The sequence below is a fragment of the Geodermatophilus bullaregiensis genome (genome assembly GCF_016907675.1).
Lineage (GTDB): Bacteria > Actinomycetota > Actinomycetes > Mycobacteriales > Geodermatophilaceae > Geodermatophilus > Geodermatophilus bullaregiensis.
Genome location: NZ_JAFBCJ010000001.1, coordinates 305,025 through 326,875, shown reverse-complemented (window position 1 = coordinate 326,875; position 21,851 = coordinate 305,025). Strand labels below are relative to the sequence as shown.

Annotated in this window: 20 protein-coding genes and 1 pseudogene; 9 read left to right on the top strand and 12 right to left on the bottom strand. The window is 73.9% G+C overall.

Translation table 11 applies throughout. From position 1 onward, the window contains the following. Positions 1-5: 5 nt before the first annotated feature. The 4 genes from JOD57_RS01450 to JOD57_RS01440 all read right to left on the bottom strand — a co-directional run bounded on the left by JOD57_RS01450 (position 6) and on the right by JOD57_RS01440 (position 4,861). Positions 6-1,676, bottom strand: a complete 1,671-nt coding sequence (locus JOD57_RS01450) for an FAD-dependent monooxygenase (RefSeq protein WP_204690282.1) — start codon at positions 1,674-1,676, stop codon at positions 6-8. A 9-nt stretch (positions 1,677-1,685) separates the two neighbouring features. After that, positions 1,686-2,648, bottom strand: a complete 963-nt coding sequence (locus tag JOD57_RS01445; RefSeq protein ID WP_204690281.1) for an MBL fold metallo-hydrolase — start codon at positions 2,646-2,648, stop codon at positions 1,686-1,688. Between the two features lie 265 nt (positions 2,649-2,913). After that, the gene (locus tag JOD57_RS24985) at positions 2,914-3,120 is read right to left on the bottom strand and encodes a tetratricopeptide repeat protein (RefSeq protein WP_239568032.1); all 207 of its coding nucleotides are present in this window, start codon (positions 3,118-3,120) and stop codon (positions 2,914-2,916) included. A gap of 55 nt (positions 3,121-3,175) precedes the next feature. Then, positions 3,176-4,861: an MFS transporter gene (locus JOD57_RS01440; protein ID WP_204690280.1), complete on the bottom strand. Its 1,686-nt coding sequence runs from the start codon at positions 4,859-4,861 to the stop codon at positions 3,176-3,178. On the opposite strand from JOD57_RS01440, the pseudogene JOD57_RS27170 reads away from it, so the two are divergent. Then, positions 4,820-5,284: pseudogene (locus tag JOD57_RS27170) on the top strand (cyclic nucleotide-binding domain-containing protein); the annotation flags it as partial. The gene JOD57_RS01440 and the pseudogene JOD57_RS27170 overlap by 42 nt on opposite strands. A 58-nt stretch (positions 5,285-5,342) precedes the next feature. Here the strand turns inward: JOD57_RS27170 and JOD57_RS01430 are convergent. Beyond that, positions 5,343-6,062 (bottom strand): DUF2652 domain-containing protein, encoded by a 720-nt coding sequence (locus JOD57_RS01430; RefSeq protein WP_204690279.1) that lies wholly within the window; start codon positions 6,060-6,062, stop codon positions 5,343-5,345. 232 nt (positions 6,063-6,294) lie between these two features. Further along, positions 6,295-8,088 (bottom strand): alkaline phosphatase, encoded by a 1,794-nt coding sequence (locus JOD57_RS01425; RefSeq protein ID WP_204690278.1) that lies wholly within the window; start codon positions 8,086-8,088, stop codon positions 6,295-6,297. Positions 8,089-8,509: 421 nt separating this feature from the next. Here JOD57_RS01425 and JOD57_RS01420 point away from each other — a divergent pair, with 421 nt between their 5' ends. Beyond that, positions 8,510-8,899 carry a hypothetical protein gene (locus JOD57_RS01420; RefSeq protein WP_204690277.1) on the top strand — a complete coding sequence of 130 codons (390 nt, stop codon included), beginning with the start codon at positions 8,510-8,512 and terminating at the stop codon, positions 8,897-8,899. 181 nt (positions 8,900-9,080) lie between these two features. Here JOD57_RS01420 and JOD57_RS01415 read toward each other — a convergent pair whose 3' ends face one another. Further along, on the bottom strand, positions 9,081-9,509 hold the full coding sequence (locus JOD57_RS01415; protein ID WP_204690276.1) for a GlcG/HbpS family heme-binding protein: 429 nt from the start codon (positions 9,507-9,509) through the stop codon (positions 9,081-9,083). Positions 9,510-9,561: 52 nt separating this feature from the next. Beyond that, complete coding sequence (locus JOD57_RS01410; RefSeq protein WP_204690274.1) at positions 9,562-11,790, bottom strand: malate synthase G; 2,229 nt, start codon at positions 11,788-11,790, stop codon at positions 9,562-9,564. A 389-nt stretch (positions 11,791-12,179) separates the two neighbouring features. Between JOD57_RS01410 and JOD57_RS01405 the strand changes: the two genes are divergently transcribed. Next, the gene (locus JOD57_RS01405) at positions 12,180-12,392 is read left to right on the top strand and encodes a hypothetical protein (RefSeq protein WP_204690272.1); all 213 of its coding nucleotides are present in this window, start codon (positions 12,180-12,182) and stop codon (positions 12,390-12,392) included. Between the two features lie 123 nt (positions 12,393-12,515). Here the strand turns inward: JOD57_RS01405 and JOD57_RS01400 are convergent, their stop codons facing one another. Together JOD57_RS01400 and JOD57_RS01395 are read right to left on the bottom strand one after the other, a co-directional pair. Then, a complete protein-coding gene (locus tag JOD57_RS01400; RefSeq protein ID WP_204690271.1) occupies positions 12,516-12,836 on the bottom strand; it encodes a GYD domain-containing protein in 321 nt (106 codons plus the stop codon). Between the two features lie 242 nt (positions 12,837-13,078). After that, on the bottom strand, positions 13,079-13,705 hold the full coding sequence (locus JOD57_RS01395) for an antibiotic biosynthesis monooxygenase (RefSeq protein WP_204690270.1): 627 nt from the start codon (positions 13,703-13,705) through the stop codon (positions 13,079-13,081). Positions 13,706-13,945: 240 nt separating this feature from the next. On the opposite strand from JOD57_RS01395, the gene JOD57_RS01390 reads away from it, so the two are divergent. After that, complete coding sequence (locus JOD57_RS01390; protein ID WP_204690269.1) at positions 13,946-14,518, top strand: DoxX family protein; 573 nt, start codon at positions 13,946-13,948, stop codon at positions 14,516-14,518. Between the two features lie 16 nt (positions 14,519-14,534). Here the strand turns inward: JOD57_RS01390 and JOD57_RS01385 are convergent, their stop codons facing one another. Beyond that, entirely contained in the window at positions 14,535-15,227 is a 693-nt protein-coding gene (locus JOD57_RS01385; RefSeq protein ID WP_204690268.1) for an IclR family transcriptional regulator, read from the bottom strand. A 123-nt stretch (positions 15,228-15,350) separates the two neighbouring features. Beyond that, the gene (locus JOD57_RS01380; protein WP_204690267.1) at positions 15,351-16,328 is read right to left on the bottom strand and encodes a phosphotransferase family protein; all 978 of its coding nucleotides are present in this window, start codon (positions 16,326-16,328) and stop codon (positions 15,351-15,353) included. A 198-nt stretch (positions 16,329-16,526) separates the two neighbouring features. Here JOD57_RS01380 and JOD57_RS01375 point away from each other — a divergent pair, with 198 nt between their 5' ends. The 5 genes from JOD57_RS01375 to JOD57_RS01355 all read left to right on the top strand — a co-directional run bounded on the left by JOD57_RS01375 (position 16,527) and on the right by JOD57_RS01355 (position 21,822). Next, on the top strand, positions 16,527-17,414 hold the full coding sequence (locus tag JOD57_RS01375; RefSeq protein WP_204690266.1) for an alpha/beta fold hydrolase: 888 nt from the start codon (positions 16,527-16,529) through the stop codon (positions 17,412-17,414). A 122-nt stretch (positions 17,415-17,536) separates the two neighbouring features. Next, positions 17,537-18,682, top strand: coding sequence for a Gfo/Idh/MocA family protein (locus JOD57_RS01370; protein WP_307824361.1), 1,146 nt, complete (start codon positions 17,537-17,539; stop codon positions 18,680-18,682). Positions 18,683-18,880: 198 nt separating this feature from the next. After that, positions 18,881-19,861, top strand: a complete 981-nt coding sequence (locus JOD57_RS01365; protein WP_204690265.1) for a substrate-binding domain-containing protein — start codon at positions 18,881-18,883, stop codon at positions 19,859-19,861. A 70-nt stretch (positions 19,862-19,931) separates the two neighbouring features. Further along, entirely contained in the window at positions 19,932-21,005 is a 1,074-nt protein-coding gene (locus JOD57_RS01360) for an ABC transporter permease (RefSeq protein ID WP_204690264.1), read from the top strand. A gap of 1 nt (position 21,006) precedes the next feature. Beyond that, the gene (locus JOD57_RS01355) at positions 21,007-21,822 is read left to right on the top strand and encodes an ATP-binding cassette domain-containing protein (RefSeq protein ID WP_204690262.1); all 816 of its coding nucleotides are present in this window, start codon (positions 21,007-21,009) and stop codon (positions 21,820-21,822) included. Positions 21,823-21,851: the final 29 nt, after the last annotated feature.

Below are 21,851 nucleotides of genomic sequence, written 5' to 3'. Positions count from 1 at the left end.
CTCCTTCAGTTCGTGGACACCGGGATCGGCCCCCGTGCAGGGGCCCGCTGCGAGCGTGCGAGCGGTGCGGGGCACGGGAGTCCTTCGAGGGCGAGCAGCCGGGCCACCGCGGGGGCGACGTCGGCAGTGCGGGTGAGGACGGCGGCGACGTGGGCGTCCGGGCGGAGCACCCAGGTCTCCTCGGGGCGCGCGCCGAGCGCCTCGCGCAGCGTGGGACCTGCGTCGAGGTCGCGGATGCGGTGCACGGCGACGTGCAGGCCGCCGGGACCCGGCAGCCCCGGCGCCGGGACGTCGTCCCCGAGCAGGACGGTGACGCCCTCGCGGGCGAGCTGGCGCAGCCGGACGACGTCGGGCCGGCCGGGCACGGTCACCGGGCAGTCGGGCACCAGGACGCCCGGTGCCGGGACGGGGACGTCACCGCGGGCCGGCCGGCCGGGGAACGGACGGGCCGGGTCAGGGGTGGTCAGCGGGGAGTCGACGTACCAGAACGGCTCGGCGAGCCGGCCGGAGTCGACCTGGGCGCGGGCCTGCGGATCGGTGGCGGCCCGCTCCAGGACCTCGCGGCGGTGCCGCGCCTCGTCCTCGCTGCCCGGCACGAGGAACCGCATGGTCGCCCCGGTGACGTCGAGGTTCTCCAGCGCCGCGGCGTGCCGCTCGTCGTGGTAGCTGTCGAGCAGCGACTCCGGCGCCCAGCCGCGCAGGACGAAGGCGATCTTCCAGGCGGCGTTCTCGGCGTCCAGCACACCGGAGTTCAGGCCCCGGGCGCCGAAGGGGGAGACCAGGTGGGCGGCGTCCCCGGCGATCAGCACGCGGCCCACCCGCATCCGGTCGACGACCCGGGAGTGGAACCGGTAGACCGACTTCCACACGATCTCGTAGTGCTGGTCGCCGATCACCTGCCGGATGCGCCGGTCGAGCCCGCCGGAGGCCTCCTCCGCCGCGAGGTCGAAGTCCGGCGGCACCTGCCAGTCGATGCGGAACGTCGAGTCCGGGCACGGGTGGATGAGCACCTGGCGGCCGGGGTTCCACTGCGGGTCGAAGTAGAACCGCCGCTCGGTCTCCCAGCCGGGCATGTCCGTGCGGATGTCGCAGATGAGGAACTGGTCGCCGAAGGTCTGGCCGTCGAAGGTGAGCCCGAGCGCGCGGCGGACGACGTCGGCGCGCGGTCCGGCACAGGCCACCGCGTAGCTGCCGGAGACCGTCGCCCCGTCGACGCAGGAGACCGACACCCCGGCAGCGTCCTGGTCGATGCCGGTGACCGCGTGGCCCCAGCGGACGTCGATGAGTGGCTGGGCGGCGATCGCCTGGTCGAGCAGTTCCTCGGTGAGGCACTGCGAGACGTTGACGAACGGCGGGAACGGCGACCGCCCGCGGTCGGCGAACTCGAAGCTGAACACCTCGGTGTCGCGGTGGAACGTGCGGGCGGTGGTCCAGGTGACACCGCGGCGGGCGATCTCGGCGCCGACACCGACGGAGTCCCAGACGTCGAGGACGTCGCGCTGCTGGCAGATCGCCCTGCTGCCGACGAGGTCGCGCGCGGGACGGCCGTCGAGCACGACGACGCGCAGTCCCCAGCGGGCCAGCAGGAGTGCCGTGGTCTGTCCCACCGGGCCGCAGCCGATGACGACGACCGGCGCTGTCGTCGAGCCCCCGGGAGTGGACGGCGTGGTGGCCATCGTCGCGCCTCAGCCCTGCAGCTGGTCCCACACGGCGCGGTCGCGCTCGGCGGTCCAGATGACGGGGCGCTCGGTGCCGGAGAACTCGTCCCACAGCCGGGAGACGTCGAAGGGCAGGCAGTGCTCGAAGATCGGCCACGCGCCGTACTGGGGGGCCAGGGCCGCGTGGGTGGCCTCGAAGGCCTGCTTGAGGGTGCCGCCGGCGCGGTGCACGTCGCCGACGGTCCGCTGCATGGTGAGCAGGAAGTCGCGGGTCTGCTCGACGGCGGCGTCGACCTCCTCGCGGCCGCGCGCGATCCTGCCGCGGCCGCCGACCAGCTGTTGTGCACCGAGCGCCTTGACCCGGTCGAGGGTCCCGGCGGCCCAGTCGAAGTGGAACGCGTCGCCGGTGTACAGCGCGGCCTGGGACTCCACCAGGTCGCCGGCGAAGAGGATCTCGTGCTTCGGCAGCCAGGCGACGATGTCGCCCTCGGTGTGGCCGCGGCCGAGGAACTCCAGCACCAGCTCGCCGCGGTCCCCGCCCAGCTCGATGGTCAGCCGGTCGCGGAAGGTCATCGTCGGCCAGGTGAGGCCGGGGATGGACTCCGGCTCCTCGAACAGCCGCGGCATGCGGCCGTGCTCGCTCTCCCAGTCCTGCTGGCCGCGCTCGGCGATGAGGTGCCTGGTCTGCTCGGAGCTGACGATCACCTCGGCGTCGAAGGCGCTGGCGCCGAGCACGCGGACGGCGTGGTAGTGGCTGAGCACCAGGTAGCGGACCGGCTTGTCGGTGTGCTCGCGCAGCTTGGCCAGCCAGCGGCGGGCGGCGACCGGCGTGGCCAGCGCCTCGAAGCAGACGAGGAAGTCCTCGCCCTCGACGGCGCCGAGGTTGGGGTCGCCCTCGGCGGTCAGCGCGTACACGCCGTCGGCGAGCACCTCGAGGGTCTGTTCCTTCACGCCGAGATCGGCAGAAGAGGCGAAGGGCTTGGCTGCCATGAGGGGATCCCCCGATCTGCTGCTGCTCGATAAGCGAACAGAACGTTCATTTACCGGGTCCACGGTACGGAGGAGTGGTGCGCGGCACAAGAGGTGGGCGCGGTGACATCGACGGGCGACGACCTCGCTGACGGCCGCCATTCGGCCGGACTCCGGCATGTCGGCGGCCTTCGCGTCAGCCGCTCCGGCCTGCTCGACGCTGTCGTGGGTCCAGACGTCGGTCCACTGGCCGTCCTCGCCTCGGCGTGCACCGGGAGAGCGAGGGTCACCGAGGACGGCTCGTGCGGTCCACGGCCGCAGGGTCACCGGTGGCCGGCATGACGTCGCTGGTCACCCGCGCGACCTGGTGCGTGATCGGGTGGTCGGGCCCGAGCGCTCGACGACAGCGCTCCAGCGTGTCCTGTGCGAGGGCGTCCGCCGCCTCCGCCTCGCCGAGCCGGGTCAGGGCGACGGTCAGGGAGGTCGCCGCCAACAGGGTGACCGGGCGGTCCGGGCCGAACCTCCGGCCGCAGCGCTGCAGGGTGTCCTCACCGAGGGCCTGGTCCGCGGTCGGAGTCGGCTCGCGGTGGACCCGCGTGCCGCTGCCGGTCCTCCGAGAGGTAGCCGCTGACGAGTTGCTCGGCGGTCGAGGAGGTGGCGGAGAAGCTGGTGATCGCCGACACGAACTCAGGACCGCTGAGGGTGGCGAGCTCGGTGTCCTCGAGGGCACGGACGGTCGCCGTTCGCGGAACCGCGCGGAGCAGCGCGATCTCGCCGAACGCGTCGCCGGGGCCCAGCCGGCGGATCTCGCGCCCGTCGTCGATCACGGCCACGCGGCCGGACTCGATGACGTAGAACCCGTCGCCGGGGTCACCCTTCCGGAAAACGTCGGTCTGCGCCGGGACACGCGTCCTGCGCAGGCGCAGCGCCAGGCTCTCGATGACCGGGACGGGCAGGAGGCGGAGCATGGCGACCCGGCGCAGCAGCACGATCCGGTCCTTCCGAGCGTCGATGTCCGCATCGATCGCCCGGAGCCCTGCCCAGCGCACCACGACCGCCAGCGGCAGGACGCACCCGGTGGCGACGAGCGCACCGGTGTCGCCGAGCGCGGAGATGACGAACGGGATCGTCAGGGAGCCGAGCGCCATGGCCAGCGAGAACACGGCCTCGGTCAGGGCGAGCACGCGCGCCAGCGTCCGATCGGGGACGAGTCGCTGCAGCAGCGTGAAGCCGGTGACGTCGACCAGTGCGTTGGCGGCGCCGATGACCACGAACGCCGCGACCGCCACGGAACTGCCCGTCAGCAGGCCGATGAGGACGATCGGCACACCCCACCCCGCGATCCCGGCACCGAACAGCGTGCCGAGCCGGGCGCTCCCGGCGGCGCCGATCGACGCCATGGCCGCCGCGAGTCCGCCGACCCCGAACGCCGCCCAGAGGACCCCGACCCCGGGGCGGCCCAGGTCGGTGACCTGCACGGCCACCACCACCGCCAGCACGGTGAGCGCGCCGCGGACCAGGCACTGCCCGCCGCCCAACACGATCACGTCCAGCGCCCGAGGGCGTCGACGCAGCTCGCGCAGGCCCTCGACCACGTCCGCGAGCACACCGGCCCGGTCGGCAGGCCGCTCGGCTGCCGCAGGGCGGAGCGACTCGTAGCGCAGCCCGGCGGCGAGCACGCCGGCGACGCCGGCGAGCACGGCCACCGCGGCGAACGCGGCGGCCGCGTCGTACGCCGCGAGGAGTGCGGCCGCGGCGAGCGGACCGGCCAGCGCGGCCACCCCGTCGAGGATGGCCCGGACCGCGTTCACGCCGGCCAGTTCTCCCGGCGTGGTGCACAGCGTGGGGAACAGGGCGGCGAGCACCGGCCGGTACGCGGCGTGACAGACCGTCGAGAGGGTCAGCAGCGTGTACACGACGGCCGGCTGGCCGGTGAGGACCGCAGCCCCTGCCGCGGTGGCCCCGCGGAGCGCGCAGGCGACGACGAGCAGCCGGCGGCGCGAGACCCGGTCGGCCAGCGCGCCCAGCCAGGGGAGCGCGACCGTCGCCGGCAGCACCCGCAGGAACCCGACCAGGCCCACGCCGGCCGCGCCGTCCTCGTCGAACGCGTACACGGTCATCGCCGAGAGGAACAGGAACTCACCGGTCCAGGCCGACAGCGACGACAGCTGAGCGAGCCGGACGTTGCGGTTGTGGGCCACCGATGCCCAGGCCTCGCGGTAGGAGCCGGGCACGCGCGCACGCTAACAGCGGGATCGCGCGAGGGGGGCTGCGCCGGCACCGTCGCACGGGTGAGCGCGTGCCACCGACGTCACGCGGTTCGTCGGCCACGAGATCCGGGCCTGCTCCGTCCAGGTCCTGCCGGAGCGGGAGCTGGACCTGCCCCTCCCCGAGCACCAGAGCTCGGCCGTCACGTCGTCGAACATCGCCGTCGAGAAGTACCGCTCCATGCGGTCGGGCAGGACCGTGCGGAGGAGGGCGACCCGGCGGACGGCGTCGCCGCCGTGCTGGAGGGCAGTGTCGAGGTCGTCAAGGCCGGCCGGGTCATCGCGACGCTCGGTCCGGGGTCGCTGCTCGGTGAGCTCTCGGTGTTCGTGGCCTCCGGCTCGCGCACCGCGACGGCCCGGGCGAGCTCCCCGGTGCGGATGGTGACGCGGCGTGCGGCCGACGTCCGGGCCCGTCGAGTAGCGGCCGCCGTCCGGGACCGCCGGGACCTCAGCCCGCGGGAGCGACGGCCCGGGGGCGTCGGCGGGGGAGGACGTGCGGCAGGCCCCGGCCGACCATGTCGAAGGTGGCGCCGATGCGCAGCCGCCAGGAGGGATCGGCCGGCGGCTCGAGCGGTGCGGCCATGTCCTCGACGTCGACGTAGAACGTCTGCACCCGTCCGATGCCCTCCAGGTCCTGGGCGATCTCCCGGATCACCAGGTCTGCGGACGCGGCGCCACCGTTGCGGAAGAGGTCGTCGGAGACGAGGAGGTACTCCGGCACCGTGATGGGGTTCTTGAGCAGCCGGTGGACGTAGATCACGTCCACGCCGACCAGCTTCTTCCGGCGCCGGATCGTCTGGGTGGCGACGTCCCCGACGTGCGCGACGAACTTCAGCTTCAACGCGCTGGTCCGCGTGCAGCTGCGGCAGGGACACATGTTGAGCTCGATGAGCCGGCGTTGCGCGTGAAAGGCGCGGTGCATGGCGACGGCTGCGCGGGTGACGGCGGAGAGCGTGGCGGCTCCGTCCGACCCCTGGGCGTCGCGCGACAGGAAGGCCGCGTCGCCCTCGATCTCGACCAGGTCGAAGTCGCGCGCGGCGTCGACGACCTTGTCGAGCAGGCGTCTCGTGGCCGCCTCCGCGTGCCCGAGCATGCTGCGGTGGAACTGCATGTACTCCGTGTAGCCGCCGATGTCGGCGATCAGGAGCAGCGCACGCCGGGTCGCCATGACGGACACTAACGCGGCGCGACAGGCCGTGGCGGTCCTCCGGCCCGGGCGCCGGCCGTAGCGAATCAGGGACCGGGGCGTCGAGGACGGCCTCGCCGGGTCCCGCAGCTCTGCCGCCACCCGCCGCGCGGCCCGACCGACCGCCTGGAGCGCCGTGTGGCCGGGACCCCGGTGGGTCCCGGCCACACGGTCCGGTGTCTCAGGGCACCTCGGTCACGGGGTGCCGGCGGGGTCAGCCGCGTCCGTCCTCCCCGGCGGTGAGGGCGTCGACGACGACCTCGGGGTCGGGTCGGCCCGGCTCGGTGCCCTGCGGGGCGGGCCGGGTCGGGGCGACCTGCCCGTCGGGGTAGGCCAGTGCCTCGCCGAAGAGCGTCAGGTAGGCGACCCGGTAGACGTCGACGTTGTCGAAGCGGGCCGACAGGGCCTCGCCCACGACGTCGGCGTGCAGACCCTCCGCGCGGGTGACCACGCCACCGGTGAGGTCGGCCGTGCTGGTCCAGGCCACCGCGAAGGGCAGCCGCTGGCCGAACTGGTCGGGCTCGGAGAGGAAGGGCTCGGTGCCGCGCCCGTACCGGCCGTCCAGGGGGTTCTGCGGGACCGCCGGCTCCTCGGCGTCCGTGAGCAGTTCCTCGCCCGGGTTGAGGTCGATCGACTCGACGGTCGCGGGGACCTCCTCGTCGACGTCGTAGGTCTGCGCCTGGATGCCGCCGGCGGTGCCGTCGGCGGCGGTGAGGATGGTCGTCGCCGGGTCGCGGTCGAGGAAGTCGCGGGCGACGCCGATCATCTCGTCGGCGTAGCGGGCCTCGAGCAGCGTGCCGGGAGCGTTGTCGATGTTGGACATGTTGTCGGTGCCCTCGACCTCCCACACCGCGGCGAAGGGCTTGCCGGCCTGCTCGCTGTGCGCGTCGAGGATGGTGGTGGCCACCTCGGCCATCTCCGGTGCCGTCGGGGGCTGGTGGCCCGGGGTGCCCGGCTCGGAGCCGTAGAGGACCAGGTTGGTCTCCTTGGCCCCGGCCGGGACGCCGTCGTCGACCAGGCCGGCGTCGATCAGCTCCTCCTCGGCCACGGCGTTGAAGACGTCCTGGCTGGCGAACAGGGCCAGCACCTTGGTCTCGGCTGGGTCGACCGCACCGGAGTCGATGGCGTCGGTCAGTGCCTCGAACTCCGCGCGGGTGCGGATGACCAGGTAGCCCTCGTCGGCGGCCGCCTGGGCGAGGTCGACCCCGTCGGTGCGCAGTCCGCCCGTGGCCGAGGGGCCGTCGTCGTCGAGGGTGTCGCCGGGCGCGCGGTGCACCACGCAGTCGAGCGGGATGGTGGCCACCGGGTTCCCGTCACCGGCCGTGGCCTCGTCGATGTCCTCCTGCGTGCAGACCGGCGTGCCCACCGGGAAGAACAGGTCCTCGCCACCGCCCATGATCACCGCTGGGTCGGCGTCGTCGTCGTCGAAGCCGGGGCGGCCCTGGATCAGCTGTCGGGCGATCTCCAGCGCCGATGCGTCGGTGCGCTCGGTCACCTCGGTGAGGAAGGCGGCGGTGCCCGGCTCGGCGACGTCGCCGTCGTTGACCACGCCGATGGGCAGGCCGGCGTTGCCGGCCTCGCGCAGCCAGCTGCCCGCGTACCCGGACAGCGCGTCGATGGTGCGCGGCTCGGTGGCGTCGCCGGCCAGCACGTCCGCCGCCCCGGAGTCGGTGCCGAAGGAGTCCGGGGCGTCGACCTTGACACCGAAGGCGTGGGTGGTGGCGCCGCCGTTGGACGACGTGGTCAGGACGTCGGCCGCGTGCCCGCGGTAGGGCACCGCCACGTCGAGCTGGTCCCAGTTGCTGACCGAGTCCGGCCCGTGCCAGTAGATGCGGGCCAGCTCCCACAGCGCGACGTCCGAGCCGTCGGGGTGGATGAAGATCATGTTGCCGGTCTGGTGCCGACCGGACGTGCCGGCGTCGTCGTTGCCCTGTGCTGCCGTCGGGACGACGGCGAGCGCGCCGGCCAGGGGGATGACGACGGCAGCAGTCCAGTGCCTACCGCGCATGCGGGGGGTCCTCCGTTGCTCGGCCGGGGGGCCACAGCCGCCCCCGGTCCCGCGGACCCTGACGGCGCGACGAGCACGTCCGGCGGCGCGGGGAGGGCCGAGCGGTGGCACCGGGGTGAACAGCCGGAGGCGGCCGGCCGCGTCGTCACCCTGACCGCAGACGTCCACCACTCCCCGTCATCGACGAGCACACCGGTCCCGCTCGTCCCTCGGCGCAGCCGATGTGGTCCGGGCGGCCAGCTCGCCCTCGCGGCGAGTCCCCGCTGCCGCCGCTGGGGCCACGTCGTGGATCGGTGACGGGCAGGGCGACTCGTCCGTGACGGCGTCGTGATGCCGGCCACCCACCATCGAGTCCCGCGACGACTCCACCGAGCCGACCGGGCACCCACCCGGGACCACGACCCCGAAGGGGATCCACACCATGACCCAGCCCGAGCAGCTGCACGTCGAGGAGCAGCCACCGGCGAGCGCGGACGTCACGGCAGCGCTGGTCCCTGCCACGGTCGTCGGGATGCCACCGACGGCGCAGACCTTCTTCGCCGTCGTGGAGGCGAACGGTTCACTGACTCGTGGGTTCCACGCCGTGTCGTCTCAACGCCTGTTCGCGGGCGGGTACGAGGTGGTCTTCTCCCATGACGTGACCGGGTCCGCCTACGTGGCCACCACCGGGTTCACCGCCCCCTTCGTCCCACCGGGAGGAGGGATCGCGCTGGCACCCCGCGCCGGCATCCCCAACGGTGTGTTCGTCACGACGCGGGACGACGCCGGCAACTTCGCGGACCGCGCGTTCTACCTGGCGGTCCACTCCTGACGCCCGTGGTCTCCCAGGCGGACGGCTCCGACCACCAGAGGTGACCGGCGCACGGGACCCAGGTCGGACCCGGCGCCGAGACCGAGGGTGTCACTCCACCGGTGCGGTCAGCCGCGTCGTCGCCCGGGACGTGCGGGGGCTCCGGCCGGGGACGGGTGGTCCCCGACCGGAGCCCGGGCGCTCAGTCCGGCTGCGCCTGCAGACCGGCCGCCTCGATGCCGGCGACGGCGGCGGCCTCGTCGTTGTCCGAGGTGTCCCCGGAGACGCCCACGGCGCCGAGCAGCGTCCCGGACGGGTCCCGGACGAGCACGCCGCCCGGGACCGGGATCAGCGAGCCCCCGACGGCCGCCGTCGCGGCGGCGATGAAGTAGGGCTGCTGCTCGGCCCGCGCCATGAGGGCCCGGGACCCCAGGCCGAGCGCGATCGCTCCGTGGGCCTTGCCGAACGCGATCTCGAACCGCTTGGTGGACGAGCCGTCCTCGCGCTCGACGGCCACCACGTGTCCACCGGCGTCGAGGACGACGACGGTCAGCGGCTTGAGGCCCTCGTCGCGGGCGGCTGCCCGCGCTCCCTCGATGACGGTGCGGGCGGTCTGCAGGTCGATGGCCATGGCGGCTCCTCCTGGTCGGGTGCGGACGGTGGCGACGGCGGACGGGACCGGTTCAGGGCGCCGGGCTCGGTGCACCGTCGGCGACGACGGCCTCGCGGGCCCGTGACTCGCCGTCGCCCTCGCCCGCCTTGGCCCGCTGCCGCCACGTGGTCAGTGCCCGCTCGGTGTAGCCGTTCGGTTCCCGCCGTCCGGAGAAGACGAGGTCGAGTGCGGCCTGGAACGACGGGCTGCCGTCCAGGTCGGCGCACATCGGCTGGTACCCCGGCTCGTCGGCGTTCTGCTCGTCGACCACCGCGGCCATCCGGGCGAAGGTCTCGCGCACCTGGCCCTCCTCGACGAGCCCGTGGTGCAGCCAGTTCGCGATCTGCTGGCTGGAGATCCGCAGCGTCGCACGGTCCTCCATCAGGCCGACCCCCTCGAGGGTCGGGACGGTCGAGCAGCCGATCCCCAGCCCGACCCAGCGGACGACGTAGCCCAGGATGGACTGCGCGTTGGTCTCCAGCTCGTGGCGCTTCTCCTCCTCGGGCAGGTCGGCGCCGCCGTTCGGGAGCACGGGCGGCACGAGCAGGCCGCGCCGGTCGGCCAGCGGGCGGTTCCGGAGCTCCTGCTGCACCGCGAGCACGTCCGTCTCGAGGTAGTGCAGCGCGTGCAGCGTCGCCGCGGTCGGCGAGGGCACCCACGCGGTGTTCGCGCCGGCCCTGGGGTGCCCACCCTTGGTGTCGAGCATCTCGCGCATGGCCGCGGGCTTGGCCCACATGCCCTTGCCGATCTGCGCCTGCCCGGCGAACCCGGCGCGCAGCGCCACGTCGACGTTGCGGTCCTCGTAGGTCGTCAGCCAGGCCTGCGACCGCTGGTCGTCCTTGCGGACCACCGGGCCGGCCTCGAAGTCGGTGTGGATCTCGTCGCCGGTGCGGTCGAGGAAGCCGGTGTTGACGAAGATCACCCGGTCGGCCGCCCGGGCGATGCAGGCCTCCAGGTTGACCGACGTCCGCTTCTCCTCGTCCATGATCCCGATCTTGAGGGTGGTCGGCTCGAGGCCGAGCGCCTGCTCCACGGCGGCGAGCAGTTCGACCGACAGGGACACCTCGTCCGGGCCGTGCATCTTCGGCTTGACGACGTAGACGCTGCCGGTCCGGGTGTTGGTGAACCGGGACTGCCCGCGCAGGTCGTACAGCGCGGCGGTCGCGGAGACGAGGGCGTCGAGGACCTCCTCGAGGATCGGCTCGCCGTCCGCGGTGCGGACCGCGTCCAGGCGCATGTGGTGTCCCACGTTGCGCACCAGCAGCAGCGACCGGCCGGGCAGGGTCAGCTCCTCGCCGTCGGCCCCGACGTAGGTGCGGTCGCCGTGGACCTCGCGGGTCACGGTCCGCCCGGCCTTGCCGAACGTCGCCGTCAGCTCGCCGGTGCGCAGCCCCAGCCACGTCCGGTAGGCGCCGACCTTGTCCGGGCCGTCCACCGTGGCGACCGAGTCCTCCAGGTCCACGATGGTGCTCACCGCGGACTCCAGCACGGCGTCGGACACCCCGGCGTGGTGCTGGCCCCCCACCCGCGTCGACGGGTCGATCGTCAGCTCCAGGTGCAGGCCGTTCCGGCGCAGCAGCACCGCGGCCGGACGGTCGCCGTCCCCGGGCCGGTGCCCGGCGAACTGCGCCGGGTCGCCCAGCCCGGTCCTCCCCGCGGACGTCTCGACGGCGAGCTCACCGGGCGAGGGCACCCGGTAGGCGACGACGTCGGCGTGGCTGCCCTCGGCCAGCGGGAAGAAGCGGTCGAGCAGGCGGTCGGCCTCGGCGATGACCTGCGCGCCGCGGCGCTCGTCGTAGCCGGGTGCCGGCTCGTGGTCCGACGGGAGGGCGTCGGTGCCGTAGAGGGCGTCGAACAGCGAGCCCCAGCGGGCGTTCGCGGCGTTCAGGGCGTAGCGCGGAACGGTCGCCGGCACCACCAGCTGGGGGCCGGGCACCTCGGCGATCTCCCGGTCCACGCGCGTCACCCGGACCGTCGGGTCCTCCACCGGCAGCAGGTACCCGATCTCGGTGAGGAACGCCTCCAGTGCCTCGACGTCACCGGCCCCGTGCTCCCGGTGCCAGTCGTCGATCTGCTGCTGCAGCTCGTCGCGGCGGCGCAGCAGCTGCCCGACCCGCCCCGCGAACCGCTCGTCCAGCTCGGCGAGGGTCGACCAGAACCACGCGGGCTCCAGGTCCAGCCCGGCCAGCAGCTCGTCGGCCACGAAGTCGCGCAGCGCGGGGTCCACCTGCAGTCCACCGGTACCGGTTGCGTCACTCACGATCTCCACCCTCGTCTCTGTCGTGTGCCGGGCGTCCGTCCCGCTGTCGACGTCTCCTTCCCGGCGCAGGGCGCGCTTGCACCTCCACCGGGACGTCAACCCCTGGACGACGACGATGAGACCTCGCCGCCGTGGCTCGGTGTCCACCGGGTGTCCCCACCGGCGCACCGGACGGGAAGGGAGCTGTGTGCAAAGTCACGACATGGACACGCACAGGTGTGGCGCGCGCTGTTACGGGAGTGACTGGCGGGATTCTCGTGCTCCGGCCCATCACGGACGGCGTAGGGGCCAGGCTCAGTGAGGAGTTGAGTTCGACGATGTTCGAACCAGGCACGTGCTCCGGCGGAAACCACCTGGCCCCGAGGAGCGGGGGGGCCTGCCCCTGCGGGATGGTCACCCGCATCCCCGCCCCCCGGCGGCCGGCTGCGGGACCCCCGCCCGAGATCCTGGCCCTGCTCGCACGGTGCCTGGACGACGGATCCGAGGTCCTCGACGCGGCGGCCTCCGGACTGCTCCGCGAGCGGGCCGACCGGCTGCTGGCCGCGCTCACCACGGCCGGACTGATGCTCAGCACGGGAGCGGTGGACCGGCTGTCGGCCTGAGCCGTCGGCTCGTGCCGGACGATCGGGCACGCGGCGGCCGACAGCCGCTCGCGTGCCCGATCGAGCCCGTGTCGCCGGCCGGTCCCGGGCCTGCTCGCAGGTCGTCGGCTCCGTCGGGAGCGCTCAGGCGGTCGGCGGCTGGTAGTCCGGGTGCACCTGGCCCGCCGCGTCGACCTCCTCGGGGGTCGTGAGGACGACGGTGCGCAGGCTGATGGCGCCACTGCCGTTCACCGCGAGCGCGATGGCGGTCGCCGTCCGGGTGTCGGGCAGGTCGACGATCGTGTAGACGTCGTCGGACCCGAACGCGAAGTCGAAGCTCTCCACCCGCCCGCCGAGGTCCGAGACCATCTTCTCGATGGCGGCGCGGCGAGCGGTGCCACCGGCCGCGAGGACCGCCTTCGAGCCCTGCGCTGAGTACCTGCCGATGAAGAGGTAACGGGGCACGGCGCCTCCCGAGCTCGGCCCCCGTGCGGGTGTCATGGTCCCGTCGGTGACCGCCGGCGGCAACGACAGCCGCCGCGGTGGAGCGGTCACCGGCGTGCCGTCGACGGACGGTCAGGTCCCGTTGGCCGGGCGGTGCCGCGCACCCGGGGCTGCGCCGGTGTGCCGGCTCCGGGGGGCGCCGCGCCCCAGGCGCTCCGCGGGGCCCGGCGCGGGCCGGGCCCCGCGGAGCGCGCGTGCCCGGGTCAGACGGTCTCGGGCACCCGGAGGTGGGCGAGGACGAGGTCCATCTCGGCGACGTCGAGGACGTCGATGCCGAGGATCTGCACGCCCTCCTCCCGCAGCATCCGGGCCTGTTCCCGCGTCTGCTCCAGGTGGGCGCGGCCGTCGAAGACGACCGTGCCGACGGCGTGGCCGCTGTCCCGGTCGACGAGCAGGCTGAGGCTGCAGAAACCGGGCATCTCCTGGATCCGCGGCATCAGGCTGGTGCGGTACATGTCCAGCACCTGATCGGCCTTGCCGGGGTCGCCGCGGCTCCAGGTGATCCGCGCGCAGGCGCCGTCCCCGGCGGGGTGCTCGCGGTGGAGGACGGCGATCTCCCACTCCCGCACCTCGAGGTCCTCGCCTGCGCCGAAGCGGTCCATCAGGTGCCGGCGCATCGGGTCCACGCGCTCGGCGCTGGCCTGCATCGCCGGCCGGTCCTCCCAGGCCGACGTGGCGATGCACCGGCCGGTCTCGCGGTCGCACACCATCGACAGGCCGACGCAGCCGTCCATGTCCTGCACGGCCGGCCAGACCTCGTCCCGCACGTAGGCGATGGCGTCGTCGAGCGAGCCGGGGTTGCCGCGGATGGTGGTGGATCGGGCGTACATGCCGCCCTCCTCTCGGACCGGCGGCGGTGCCCCTGCGGCATCGCCGCGCCGCCGAGCGTCCTCCCTCGCGGGGCGCCGGACAACGGTCCTCCGCGCGGGCCGCCGTCCCGGTGGGTCGGTCGCTCGCGGTAACGGGACGGCATCCCCACCGACCGGCGCACCTGCCCTCCATCATGGGAGCCCCGGATGCCGACACGGCCGGGGCGTGGTCACCTGGTCATCCGGACACGAGGAGGAGACATGAGCGTTGGACGCCTGGGAGTGCGGCTCCTCATCGGCGGGCTGTTCGTCGGCCACGGCACGCAGAAGCTCTTCGGCTGGTTCGGCGGCCCGGGACGCGCCGGCACCGAGGGCATGATGGAGGCCCTGGAGATGCGGCCGGCGAAGGTGCACGCCGCCCTGGCCGGGGCCACCGAGACCGCCGGTGGCGCGCTGCTGGCCGCCGGGCTCGCCACGCCGCTCGCCGCCTCGGCGATCACCGGCGTGATGACGACCGCCATCCGCAAGGTGCACCTGCCCAACGGCCCGTGGAACGCCAACGGCGGGTGGGAGTACAACGCCGTCCTCATCGGTGCGGTGACGGCGCTGGCCGAGACCGGCCCCGGCGACCTCTCGCTGGACCGCGTGCTGGGCATCGAGCGCACGGGTCCGGCCTGGGCGCTCGGCGCGCTGGCCACCGGCGTGGCCACGTCCTTCCTCACCGTCGCGGTCGCGCGCCGCGGCCGCCCGGGCGTCGTGTCGGCCGGCGGCCAGGACGCCCTGCAGGCCCCACCCCAGGGCACCGCCGGGGACCCGACCACGGCGGGTGCCTGACCGCACGGCGCACCGGTCAGGACAGGGCGGCGGTCACCGTCGCCGCGGCCTCGGCCACGGCCCGGCCGATCCGCTGGACGTCCGCGCGGTCGTCCACGTGGACCACGGCCAGGGCGGCCCGGGCGCCGCCGTCGGGCCCGAGGACGGGCGCCGCGATCGACCGCAGGCCCGGGATCACCTCACCGTGCGAGCTCGCCCAGCCCACCCGCCGCGCCTCCCGCAGCGCGGCACGGTCGTCGGCCGACGGCGGCTCGGGCATGAGCAGCGCCAGCCCGGGAGCGCCCTGCCCGACCGGGTGGCGGGTGCCCGGGCGGTAGGCCACGTGCGCGGCCGTGTCGTGCGGCTCGACGCTGGCCACCGTGACGGCCTCGTCCCCGGCGCGGACGACGAGGAACGCGGTCATCCCGAGGTCGGCGGCGAGCGCGTCGAGCTGGGGGAGTGCCGCGGTCTGCAGGTCGGTGCGCACGCCGCGGGCCAGCGCGGCCATGCCCAGGCCGAGGCGGTAGTGCCCGGCGGGGTCCCGCTCGACGAGCTGGTGGTCCTCCAGGGTGCGCAGCAGGCGGTAGGCGATCGAGCGGTGCAGGCCCACGGACTGGGCGACCTCGGCGACCGGCTGGGCGGCGGCGACCGTGGCCAGGTGCTCGAGGATGCGCAGCCCGCGGTCGAGCGTCTGGGACTGCGGCGCGTCCGCGCCGTCGTCGGCCGCCATCCCCTGTCGCCTCCTCGGTCCGGTGATCCCAGCCTACGGTCGCCGCGTGAGCGCGCCCGGCGGTCGGCCGCTGCGGCAGGGCGGGGCCTCCTCGCCGTCCCCCGAGGCCGCGCCGGGCAGGTGTCACCGGGACACGGGCGGTGAGGACCAGCCGGAGGCCCGTGCCCGCAGCCACCGGACGGCGCCGTCGGCGGCGAGCCGCTGTTCGCGGCGCAGCAGCGGGGCGTGGTCGGGGGCGGGCAGCAGGGAGCCGGCCCGCCAGTAGCCGGCGAGAGCGACCAGGAAGGCGTCGACCGCCGCCGGCGGTGCCGCCCGGCCCGCGGCGCGGGAGGAGAGGACGGCGTCGAGGTCGTGGCGGGCGGTCGTCGCGGCCACGGTCGGCAGGAAGCACACCAGGTCCAGCCAGGCCGCCCCGACGGCCGGCCACGCCCAGTCCACGAACACCGCCTCGGTCGGCGTGAGCAGGATGTTGTCCCGGCGCAGGTCCAGGTGCAGCAGCGTCGGACCGTCGACGCCGTCGGCCCAGTGCGGTTCCCGGGCGACCAGGGCCGGGAGGTGCGCGGCGGCCCAGGGATCGGCGTCCGGGAGCCCGGGGTCCTCCCCGAGCCGTTCCCAGGCGCCACCGAGGACCGCGGCGAAGGCGTCCCGGACCGGAGCGGCGGCCGGCACCGGGTTGGGCGTCAGGGCCCGGGCGCTGCGGTCGAGGGCGTCCAGGACGCGGGTCAGGTCCCCGCCGTCCCACGACGGCGACGGGAAGCGCCCGGCCACGTCGTCGAAGACCAGGCACACCCAGTCCCCGTCCTCGAGGTGCGTCCACATCCGCGGCGCCGGGACCGCGGGTGGCAGGTGCACGTTGACCGCGGCCTCGTGCCGGTAGGCCGTCGGCACCCAGTCCCCGTACGAGGCGCAGGCGGCCTTGACGAAGCAGCGCCGTCCGTCGGCCAGCAGCAGCCGGGCGGCGACGCCGGGGGTGAAGCCACCCGGCGGCGACTGGGCGGACACGACGGGCGCCCCGACCGAGTCGGTGATCGCCTCGCGCACCGGCCCGGGCACGTCCGCCCAGCCCAGCGCCCGGGAGCGCGGCGGGTCCGGGAGCGGCATGCCGGCACCTCCCTCCCCACACCGGGGCGCGGAGTCCAGCGTGACAGCCGCGTCGCCGGGCGGGTGCCGGTCCTCGCCGGCCCGGTGGCCGCGTCCTCAGCGGGCGATTGACCGGTGACGGGCGCGGGACCACGATGACCAGGGCCACCACGGCTGCGGCCGGCCCGCGGTCCGCCGGTCCCTGACGACGGGGAGATCATGAGCGGCGTCGACACGATCACGGTGCCCCATCTCGGCACCTCGACCATCGGCTACCGGCTCGGCGGGCCCTACGACGCCTCGCTCCCGACGCTGGTCATGGTCAACTCGTTCAGCACCTCCGCCGAGCTGTACCGGCCCCAGTTCGCCGACGAGCAGCTCGGCGCCGCCGCCAACCTGCTCGCCCTCGAGCCCTACGGCCACGGCCGGACCCGGGCCTCGTACGAGCAGTTCACCTACTGGGACTCGGCCATCGCCGGCCTGCAGGTCCTCGACGCGCTGGGCATCCCCGAGGCGTTCGTCCTGGGCACGTCGCAGGGCGGGTGGGTGGCGGCCCGCATGGCGGTGCTCGCCCCCCAGCGGGTGACGGGCATCATCCTGCTCGGCACGTCGATGGACTACGAGAGCCAGCGCAGCCGCGACCTGGGGTGCTGGGACGGGATCGGCTTCAACACGCCGGCCATCGACGCCCTCGCCGAGGAGGTCGGCGAGGACTGGGTGGTCCCGGCCGGGCTCGTCGACGCCGTCCTGACCGAGGGCCTCGGCGAGGACGTGCCGCCCGAGGAGCGCGCGTTCTGGCACGCGACCCACCGGCAGAACTACGCCGGCGACGCGGGGCGGCAGCGCCTCCGGCTCTGCGCGGTCAACCTGCGGGACCGCGACGGCCTGCACGGCCGGCTGGACGGCGTGCGGTGCCCGGTCCTGTGGATGCACGGCACCGCCGACCCGGTCTACTCCGTCGCCAACGCCGAGGAGGAGATCGGGCTCTTCGTCAACAGCCCCGACGCCGAGCTGCGCGTCGTCGACGGCGGCCGGCACTTCCTCAGCGCCTCGCACCCCGCCGAGGTCGACACCGCGACGATCGGGTTCATCGACCGCTGGAGGTAGCGCGGGAGTCGGTCGCGCGGGCTGGCCGAGGAGAGGGGCGGAACCAGACTCCGCCCGCACGGGCCGAGGAGGCTGATGTGGGCGGTAGCGGGTCAGGACCGGGCAGCGCGCGTCCCGTCGGGGTGGGCGTCGTCGGTTTCGGCTGGATGGGCCGGGTGCACGCCCAGGCCTACGCGCGGGTGCGTCACCACTTCCCGGATCTCGGCGTCGTCCCGCAGCTGGTGGCGGTCGCCGACGACGTGCCCGGCCGGGCCGAGCAGGCCGCCGAGCAGTTCGGGTTCGCCTCGGCGACGACGGACTGGCGTCGGCTGCTCGCCGATCCCCGGGTGGAGCTCGTGTCGGTCACCGCCCCGAACTGGCTGCACCGGGAACTCGGCGTCGCCGTCGCCGAGGCCGGCCGCCACCTGTGGATCGAGAAGCCGGTGGGGACCACCGCCGAGGACGCCCGGGCGGTGGCGGCCGCCGTCGCCACGGCCGGGGTCCAGGGCACCGTGGGGTTCAACTACCGCCACGTGCCCGCGGTCGCCCTGGCCCGCCGGCTGGTCGCGGCCGGGGAGGTCGGGCGCGTCACCCACGCCCGGTTCGCCTTCCTCAGCGACTACGCCGCAGCGCCGGGAGGCGCGTTCACCTGGCGGTACGAACGGGCCCGCGGTGGCAGCGGCGTCCTCGGGGACCTGGCCTCGCACGCGGTGGACCTGGTCCGGCACGTGCTGGGCGCGGAGGTCACCTCCGTGCTCGCCGACACGGCCGTCTTCGTCCCCGAGCGGCTGCGGCCGACCGGACCCACGTCCGGGCACGAGCTGGTGACCGCCGGGGTCCCCGCGCAGGTCGAGAACGACGACTACGTGTCCGCGCTCCTGCGGCTGTCCTCCGGGGCGCGGGTGGTGCTCGAGGCCAGCCGGGTGGCGGTCGGGGAGCAGAACGCCTACGGGTTCGAGGTGCACGGCAGCGCAGGGCGCCTGGCGTGGGACTTCCGCCGGATGGGGGAGCTGCAGGTCAGCTCCGGGTCGGCTCCGCAGGACCAGGCGGTCAGCACCGTCCTGGTCGGGCCAGGGGCCGGGGACTACGCCGCCTTCCAGCCCGGCCCCGGCAACGCGATGAGCTACGACGACCTCAAGGTCGTGGAGGCCCGCGACGCGCTGATCTCGGTCGCGACGGGCGAGCGGCACGGCGCCGGCCTGCTCGATGCCGTGCGCGCGGCGACGGTCCTCGACGCGCTGGAGGCATCCCGGACCGCCGGGGTCCGGGTCGACGTCCCGGCCGGCTGAACAGGCGTCCCACCTGGGTTCCTCCCGGGGCTGGGCGCCACGGCGGACGAGGAGGACCCTTGACGACCATGGTGGGCCGTGTCACATTCCTCATGTTCATATGTCCAGACATGAGGATCGCGCCGTCGGGGTCGGCGTCCGGTGACTGGGCAGGCCCGCGGCCGCCGGCGGGGTGGCCACCCGGACGAGGAGACGCTGATGAGGACCACCCGTAGATCGCTCCAGGTGGTGGTGGCCGTGACCGCCGCCGCCACGGCGCTCGCCGCGTGCAGCAGTGGGGGAGGTGCTCAGGACGAGGGGAGCGAGGGTGCCGCCGCGGGCGAGGAGTACACCATCGCGATGATCACCCACGAGGCCCCCGGCGACACGTTCTGGGACAAGATCCGCAACGGCGCGGAAGCGGCCGCGGCGAACCACAACATCACGCTGAACTACTCGCAGGACCCCGACGCCGGCAACCAGGCGACCCTGATCCAGAACCAGGTGAGCAGCGAGGTCGACGGCCTGGCGGTGACCATGCCCAACCCCGACGCCATCGGGCCGGCCGCCCAGGCCGCGGTCGAGGCAGGCATCCCGACCGTGGCGTTCAACGCCGGCGGCGACGCGTACCTCGACTACGGCCTGCTCATGTACTTCGGCTCGAACGAGGACCTCGCCGGCCAGGCCGTGGGCGCGAAGATCAGCCAGGACAACCCCGGTAAGACCGTGTGCGTCATCCAGGAGCAGGGGCAGGTCCAGCTGGAGACGCGCTGCGCCGGGGTGGCGAAGACCAGCCCCGGCACCGAGGTCCTCTACGTCAACGGCCGCGACCTGCCGTCGGTGCAGCAGACCATCGGCGCCAAGCTGCAGCAGGACCCGTCGGTGGCCAACGTCGTGGCCCTGGGTGCCGACATCGCCCTGGCCGCGCAGCAGTCCATCGCCGACGCCGGCAGCCAGGCCCAGGTGGCCACGTTCGACCTGAACGCCGACGTCGCCCAGCAGATCGCCGACGGCGGCATCGCGTTCTCGGTCGACCAGCAGCCCTACGTGCAGGGCTACATGGCCGTCACCTCGCTGTGGCTGAACCTGACCAACGGCAACGACATCGGCGGTGGCGGTCCGGTCCTGACCGGTCCGTCGATCGTCGACTCGAGCAACATCGACGCGATCCAGCCCTACACCGAGAACAACACCCGGTAGTCCCGCTCGCGGGGGAGCCGGGTCAGTGCCCGGCTCCCCCTCCTCCCCTCACGCCCCCTGGAGCAGGCACATGAGCTCGTCCGTGGCGACACAGCCCTCCGCACCGTCCGCCCCACCGCCGGGCTCGGCCGGCCCGGCGCGGGTCCAGAAGTCATTGCTCTCCCGCGTCCTCGCCCGACCCGAGGTCGGCGCCCTTGCCGCCGCCGTCGCGATCTTCGCCTTCTTCTACGCGGTCGCGCCCACGTTCCGGACCCTCCCGGCGGCGTCGACCTACCTCTACGCCAGCTCCACGATCGGGATCGTGGCGGTCGGGGTGGCACTGCTGATGATCGGCGGCGAGTTCGACCTCTCCTCCGGTGTGGCAGTGACGACCGCGGCGTTGACCGCGGCGATGTTCTGCTACCAGTTGAGTCTCAACGTGTGGGTCGGCGTGATCGTCAGCCTCGTCGTGGCGCTGGCGATCGGCTTCCTCAACGGGTACCTGGTGGTGCGCACCGGGATCCCGAGCTTCCTGGTCACACTCAGCACGTTCTTCGTCCTGCAGGGGATCAACCTGGGCGTGACCAAGCTGATCACCGGAGCGGTCGCCTCCCCGAACGTGAGCCGGCTCGACGGCTTCTCCTCGGCCCGGGCGGTCTTCGCCTCCGACGTGGACCTCGGCATCATCACGCTGAAGATCACGGTGCTGTGGTGGGTGCTGTTCGTGGCCATCGGCACCTGGGTGCTCCTGCGCACCCGCGTCGGCAACTGGATCTTCGCCTCCGGCGGGAACGAGGCCAGCGCCCGGGCGGTCGGTGTACCGGTCAAGAAGGTGAAGATCGGCCTGTTCATGGCCGTCGGCTTCCTCGCCTGGTTCCTCGGGATGCACCTGCTGATGAACTTCAGCTCCGTCCAGGCCGGCATCGGCGTCGGGAACGAGTTCGTCTACATCATCGCCGCGGTCGTCGGCGGCGCGCTGCTCACCGGCGGGTACGGCTCGGCGGTCGGCTCGGCCCTCGGCGCGGTCATCTTCGGCATGACCACCCAGGGGATCGTCTTCGCCGGCTGGGACCCGAACTGGTTCCGCACCTTCCTGGGCGTGATGTTGCTGCTCGCCGTCCTGGTCAACCTGTACATCAAGAACTACGCGGCACAGAGGAAGTGACATGACCGACACCATCGCCGAGCACGCTGCGTCCGATCTGACGAAGGGCACACCCCTCGTCGAGATGCAGGGCGTGGGCAAGGCCTACGGCGCGATCCGCGCGCTGGAGGGCGTCAACCTGACGGTCAACGCCGGCGAGGTCACCTGCGTCCTGGGGGACAACGGCGCCGGCAAGTCCACCCTGATCAAGATCATCTCAGGCCTGCACCCGCACAGCGAGGGCACCCTGAAGGTCCACGGGGAGGACCGGCACTTCTCCTCGCCCCGCGAGTCCCTCGACACCGGGATCGCCACGGTCTACCAGGACCTCGCCGTCGTCGGGCTCATGGAGGTGTGGCGGAACTTCTTCCTCGGCTCGGAGCTCCGGAAGGGCAGGTACCCCCTGGCCCCGCTGGACATCAAGTCGATGCGCGAGATCGCCGACACCGAGCTCAAGAAGATGGGCATCACGGTCAAGGACATCAACCAGCCGATCGGGACCCTCTCCGGCGGTCAGCGGCAGTGCGTCGCGATCGCCCGCGCGGTCTACTTCGGTGCCCGGGTGCTGATCCTCGACGAGCCGACCGCCGCGCTGGGTGTCAAGCAGTCCGGTGTGGTGCTCAAGTACACGGCCGCGGCCCGTGACGCCGGCCTCGGCGTCGTGTTCATCACCCACAACCCGCACCACGCCTACCTGGTGGGCGACCACTTCATCATCCTGAAGCTCGGTCGCCGGGTGCTGGACAAGAAGCGCTCGGAGGTCACGCTCGAGGAGCTCACCGCCGAGATGGCCGGTGGCCAGGAGCTCGCCGAGCTCCAGCACGAGCTGAAGCGCTGAGTCCTCCAGCGCCCTCGGACTCCGCCTCC